The sequence below is a fragment of the Bacteroidota bacterium genome (assembly GCA_016718825.1).
Lineage (GTDB): Bacteria > Bacteroidota > Bacteroidia > J057 > JADKCL01 > JADKCL01.
Map to the genome: position 1 here is coordinate 20786 of JADKCL010000045.1, position 6381 is coordinate 27166.

At 55.9% G+C, this 6381-nt stretch carries 2 protein-coding genes; one reads left to right on the forward strand and one right to left on the reverse strand.

Translation table 11 applies throughout. The features are described 5' to 3' along the window. The first annotated feature begins 174 nt into the window (after positions 1–174). Positions 175–3627: a hypothetical protein gene (locus IPN95_27405; GenBank protein ID MBK9453075.1), complete on the forward strand. Its 3453-nt coding sequence runs from the start codon at positions 175–177 to the stop codon at positions 3625–3627. A 356-nt stretch (positions 3628–3983) separates the two neighbouring features. Here the strand turns inward: IPN95_27405 and IPN95_27410 are convergent, their stop codons facing one another. Then, the gene (locus IPN95_27410; protein MBK9453076.1) at positions 3984–6146 is read right to left on the reverse strand and encodes a T9SS type A sorting domain-containing protein; all 2163 of its coding nucleotides are present in this window, start codon (positions 6144–6146) and stop codon (positions 3984–3986) included. Positions 6147–6381: the final 235 nt, after the last annotated feature.

The following is a 6381-nucleotide window of genomic DNA, read 5'->3' on the forward strand; positions in this document are numbered from 1 at the left end:
AAAGACTCGAACAGGCATCCTTCTACAAGGCTGATCACATTCCTTGAACCGTTGATTTTCATTTAGCTGCGCTGAACTTCGTTTCTCATTTGTTGGCGCGATTACTCATTTCTAATTTCTCATTTCTAATTCCCTTCTCCCCATTCCCAAAATCTCCATTATCTTCGGCAAACGATGTCCACATCCGCCTCACTCGAAGAACTCGTCACCCTCCCCCTCACCGGGCTGCGGTACGCCCTGTCGGATAAACTCCTCAAAATCAACACATCCGACCGCTTCAATCCCGCCAAGGCGGAGCAGGTCGATGGACTCGTGCAGGCCCTCGAGGCCGCCGAAGTCAACGTGAGTCAGCTGTGGAACATCAAATTCAAGACCGAAGACCTGCTCGCGGCCATCGCCGAAAAGAAAAGTGTCGCCGACAAAATGTGGGACTTGATCACATCCCTCAAGATCATCGTCGCCGACAAAAAGATCCACCTCGAACTCGAGCAGGCCATCGAGCGCCTCATCCGCGATTGGCAAGGCAACATCTTCCCGGCCGAGGAACTCAAGCACATCATGGTCGAATTGCAGGCCGTCGCCAAGGACAGGCTGCTCGATCAGGAAATTGACAACGCGTTCAAAGGCATTACGACCGGGCAAGCGCCGCGTGACATTCGCCTCGAAACACCCGAACAGCAATTGGTTTGGGGCGCCCATATCCTCTTTCTGATCTATAACCCCTACCTAATGCGGGCTTGGCCGGAAAGTCGTCGCAAAAATGGATTCGACCTCGTCAAAAGCGCCCTTTGGCAACAATTGCTCGCTTGCCACCAAGTTCGGTACCTCCGGGCCATCTTCGGTTCACATATTTACAACCTCCTCCGCCGAACGGATATTATGGTCGGATGGGGCGCGCCGGGATCCTGGTTTTATTATGCTGTGAATCCGGCGCCGGGTCGGATCAACTGTGATTTATTGTATTCCCTGCTCGTCGGATTTGACCATGCGCGGGCCTGCACGGTGCACGAAATCGGCCATGCCGTGCAAACAAGAGGGGTTCCGGACTATATCCAAGACCTGAACACAGCCGTTTCCGAACTCGACGACGATCAGGCAATGGAGGCAAGCCAAGTCTTGCGCCTCAAACAATATTTTCTGAATGCCTGCGAAGACAATTGCGTCAACCGTTATACCGCTGAAATCGGAAAAGTATTGGGGCAGGATTATGCCTATTCTTTGAATTATTGGTACACGGCAATTGGGGATGTTGGCCGGAGATTTACGCGACAGGAGGTCATTTATTCGGAGGACAGCCCGCAGCAGCGCTTCAAGAATCTCACTTTCATCATCAGCCGGGTATTTTGCGCCAACAATGGATTGTTTCCCAATACCTTAGCCGGATGGGAATCCTTGATGGCGCGCCCCGATTGGATCGAAGGTCGTGACCGCAATCTCCCCGAATTCAAGCTTTCACAGGAGGCTGCATTCCAACAACTGATGCAAATGTGCGAGGAGGTGGAATATTATTTTCCAGACCTCGCAGAAATGGCAGGCGGCCCTGAATATTATGGTGAATTAGCCGAGGCCTATTCCAAAAAACGCTTCGAATTGATCCACGAAATCTGGCAATTGTATGCCCAAGATCTTGTGGACCAAATTACCGAACAAAAACCTGACGAAGTGGACGATTCGATGGACCGTTTCCAAATGGAAATGAACCATACGCCGCCACCTCCGAAGAAAGACAAGAAAAAGGACGAGGACAAAGACGACAAAGAGGAGGAAAAGAAAAACAACGACGACAACCCCAATCCGCCATCCGAAGCTGATCAGGATTCCAAGAAGAAAATGGAAAAGCCTGAAGAAGAGAAGGAAGGCGACGAAAAACCCTCCGAAAGTGAGCCCGACGATTCGGGCGGCGGCGACGGCGAAGATGAAAGTGCAGGGGATTCGGCCGAATCTCCCCCCGAGGACAGCAATGATTCCGGGGACGACGGCGATCAGCAGGAAAAGGATCAGGAACAAGGCAGCGAACCCGACAGTGGCGGTTCGGGCGCCCCCGACAAGCCTGCCGAAAAGAAAGAGAAGCCCGAAAAAGAGGAAAAGGAAGAGAAGGAGGACGAAAAGGACCGCAAAGAAAAGGAAATGGAAGGCCCCGCCCCCGAAGGCGCGGAAACCAAACCCGACGATGCGCTTGAACAAGACGAGGTCGAGCGGCCCGACGACGTCGAGCAAAAGGATGCCCCTGCCGAGCCGCCGCAGGAAGTTTCCCCCGAGGAACTCGAAGAGCTCATGAAAGAGCTCATGGAGCAATTCAAGGAACTTGTCGAATTTAAGGAAGACAGCACCGCCGAGGAGGAAGTCGTTGAAGACGAAGAAAATCCCGAAGCCGAATTGATCCGTGAGGTGGAAGACGAAACCCTTCCACCGGAGCAGAAGCCTGAGGAGGAAAAGCCCAAGGACCAAGGCGGTGACCGTGGCGATGCCAAGGGCGGCAACCCCGACAGCAAGGGGGTGCTCGACCGGGAAAATACGCCCGACGAGTCCATGGCCTCCATCGAGGAATTGCTCGAGGCCCTGAAAGCCAACGAAGAAAGCGAGGCCCACAAAGAGGAACGGCGCAAGCCGCAGGAACGAGATCAGGAGCAAAAGGAGGCGATGAAATTCGACATCCCGCCTCAAATGAGCCTTGACCAACTCGCAAAAGGCAATTGGGAAGACTTCAATCGCCGCGTGGCCTTGCATGGTCCGGTCATCGCCGTCATGGCCAAAGCCTTGGAAAAGCTGAAGGACGCCCAACTCAAACTCATTTTCCGGGTTTCCAAAAAGCATCAGCTTATTCCACCGGGCGGTGACTTGCGCAGATTTGACCAAGCCAAGATGCAAAGCCTCATCGAACGCATCTCCAAGCAGGAAAAATTTGACAAAGAGCACCTGAGCATGTTCAAAAAGGACGATCGCCTTTCGGCTGTTACACGACCGACACGCATCATTCTCATTGACGGCTCGCGCTCGATGACCTTTGGCAGTCAGCCCCTTCCGATGGACAAGGCCATTCAAGAGGCGGTGATCGACTTTATGGCCAGCAAAATGGCAGGCTACGACACATATATTACGATGTTTGGTCCGCTGAATCCGATCCTGCTCGCCGAACCCGGAGACAATCCGGTCGAAATTGGCAAGCGCATCGAGAAGGTACACGGCGGCCTGAACACGATGACCTACCTCGCTCCTGCCCTGCTTCAAGTCATCGAAAAGGTAGCCTACCGCAAAAAATTCGAAGAATCCTTTGTCGGCTTCACCAATTTCGTGATCTACACCGACGGCGACATCGACGACCTGAAAGCGAGCCGCGAATTGATCGAGCAGATTTTCGCCCATGCGCCCAAAAGCACATTCGACTTTGTCATGATCACCGACAAACACGCCACCCCAATGGACGTACTCATCCGCACCATCCAAGTCAACAACCCGATCCACGAAATAGGTATGGTGCGCAGCACAGCCTCACGGCATTTTCCGCTCGCCTTGACCGCGACAATGAAGCTCACCTCCCGCATTGCGAAAACCAAAAGCGGATTCGCAGACCCCGCCTTTCTGAGAACCGGACAGTTTCGCAGGTTGCTGCATTTGTTGACGAAATAATCCATTCCAACCGTCTTCATCGAATGAACGCAAAGTACGCGAGTTAAGATCTTGCGGGCGATCCCCGCGCAAGCGCGGGTCGGGTCATGCGGGGCTGCGGTCTTGCAGACACCCACCTCCGGCGGGTCCCCTCCTACCCCTATCGCGGGAACATATCGATGATCAGTTCGAGGAAACAGTTCGAGCCCAGAGGACCGTCATATCGGCTGAACAGTTCAAGGAATGATTCCAACGAATAAGCCCTCAAAAACCAAATTGGCAGCCGGCCATCCCCAAAGGGACCTCCGACTGCCAATTCTCCATTCTCAATGATCAATGCTGCGCTGATTGCTTCGCAATTCTACATTGACAACTGATTACCTGTTCAAGACCAGCTTCTTGGTCATCACCTCGCCGTTGCTGGTGATCAGCTTGGCGAAGTAGATGCCTTGAGCGACGTTTTCAGGCTTCCATTCGACTTCGTAGTTGCGGTTGGCTTCGGCCATGCCGTCAAACAAGACTGCAACTTGCTCACCCGTCATGCTGAACACACGCAACTCGGCAGCACCATCCTGTGGCAAGCTGAAGCGCACCGTGGTCATGCTGCTGAAGGGGTTCGGGAAGGCTGCCAATTCCGCCTCGCCACCGTCTTGAGCGGCAGCTGCGCTGCTTGGCTCGTCGGTCTTGAGGTTGGTACATGGCGACACCGCACCGCAAGCACCGAGGTAGTCAGCCGTGTGGCCCGGGATGTGCTGTCCAACAGCGTTGGCTGCAATACACAGCGTCTGCGGATTGCCAGTGTTGCCGGGAGGCGTGTGGCAAATGGTGACCTTCGTCAAACCGTTTCCGCAGCGGATGTCAGTGGCGTTCACCACCATGCAATCGGTGTAGGTACAGCCGTTGGCATCGGTCACCGTGTAGCAGTACGTCGTCGTTACCGATGGGCAAACGGTCACCGTTGAGCTGTTGCTCACCAATGTTCCGGTCGACGAACCGATGTTCCAGCTTACCGTGTAAGGTGCCACCCCGCCCGTCTGTGTTCCCACGAGGGTTGCACAGTTGTTGGTCGTGTAACCGAAGAGTACACACTGATCAGGTCCTGCATTGCTGACCACAGCCGCAGGCTGCGTCAGGGTGATGCTGCTTGTGGTCGTGCAACCATTGGCGTCCGTCACCAGGATGCTGTAAGTGCCGGCAACCAAGCCGCTGAACGTCGTCGTGCCCAAGCCAGATTGCGTGACAGTCAGCGGACCGCTGATGGTCACCGTTCCGTTCACGCATGTTGCGCCGCCGTTCCAGTTCACGGTGAACTCACCATTCGCCTCGCCATAGCAGCGGATGTTGTAGCCGCCCACGTAGGTGAGTGCAGGGGTTGAGGTGATCACAAGCGGTGCAGGTTGGGTCAGCGTGATGCTTCCCGTTGCCACACATCCGTTTGCGTCAGTTACAGTCACCGTGTAGGTGCCCGCAGCGACGTTGGTCAGGTCCTCGGTCGTTGCGCCATTGCTCCACAGGTAGGTGTAGCCCGTGCAAGAGGCACCGCCAGCCACCGTCATCGCCACGATGCCGTCAGAGCCGCCGTTGCAGCTGATGTTGTAGCCGCAAACCTGTACCGGGCTCGAAATCGCCACCGTCAACAGCGCAGGCTCGGTCAGGGTGATGCCGTCGGTGAATGAACAGCCGTTGGCATCGGTCACCGTCACCGAATAGAAGCCTGCGCTCAGGCCCGTACGGTCTTCGGTCGTTGCACCGTCGCTCCAGATGTAGGTGTAGGCCACGCAAGACGCGCCACCGGTCACATCCAGGTTGATCGCGCCGTTGTTGCCCCCGTTGCAGCTGATGTTGTAACCGCAAGCAAAGGTCGGGCTGCTGAAGTTCGTCTTCTCCAACACAGCAGGCTGTGTCAGGGTGAAGGTCGAGGTCGTGCTGCAGCCGTTCACGTCGGTGACTGTCACCGTATAGGTACCCGCGGTCAAGCCGCTGATGTCCTCGGTCGTCGCACCGTTGCTCCAAGCGTAGCTGTAGGCTGCACAGGTTGCACCGCCGGTGGCGGTCAGGTTGATGCTGCCGTCGCTTGCACCGTTGCAAGACACGTTCGTTCCGCAGACATAAGTTGCTGCCACACCGCTGCTTTGGAGGAGAGCAGGTTCGGTGAGTGTGAAGCTCGAGGTCGTGCTGCAACCATTGGCGTCGGTCACCGTCACGCTATATGTGCCGGCGGTCAAGCCCGAGACGTCCTCGGTCGTCGCGCCGTTGCTCCAGTTGAAGGTGTAGGCCCTGCAATCCGCGCCGCCGGTGGCGGTCAGGTTGATCGAACCGTCATTGGCGCCGTTGCAAGAGACATTCGTTCCGCAAGCGTAGGTCGCGGCGACGCCGCTGCTTTGCAGCAAGGCAGGCTCGGTGAGCGTGATGCTTGCGGTGGTGCTGCAACCGTTGGCGTCGGTGACCGTGACACTGTAGGTGCCGGCGGTCAGGCCGCCGAGGTCCTCGGTCGTTGCGCCGTTGCTCCAGTTGTAGGTGTAGGCCACAAGTTGCGCCACCTTCGGGGGTCAAGTTGATCGAACCGTCGCTTGCTCCGTTGCAGCTGATGTTGTAGCCGCATTCGAAGGTTGCAGAGGTGATCGACTGCACACGCAGTTGGTCAGGCTCGGTGAGCGTGAAGTTGCTTGTCGTTGAACAGCCATTGGCATCGGTGATCGTGACGCTGTAGTTGCCGGCAGTCAAGTTGCTGACATCCTCCGTGGTTGCGCCGTTGCTCCAGTTGAAGGTGTAGGC

Coding starts and splice junctions, on each gene's coding strand:
- IPN95_27405 (MBK9453075.1), top strand. CDS start 175: ATGTCCACATCCGCCTCACTCGAAGAACTCGTCACCCTCCCCCTCACC.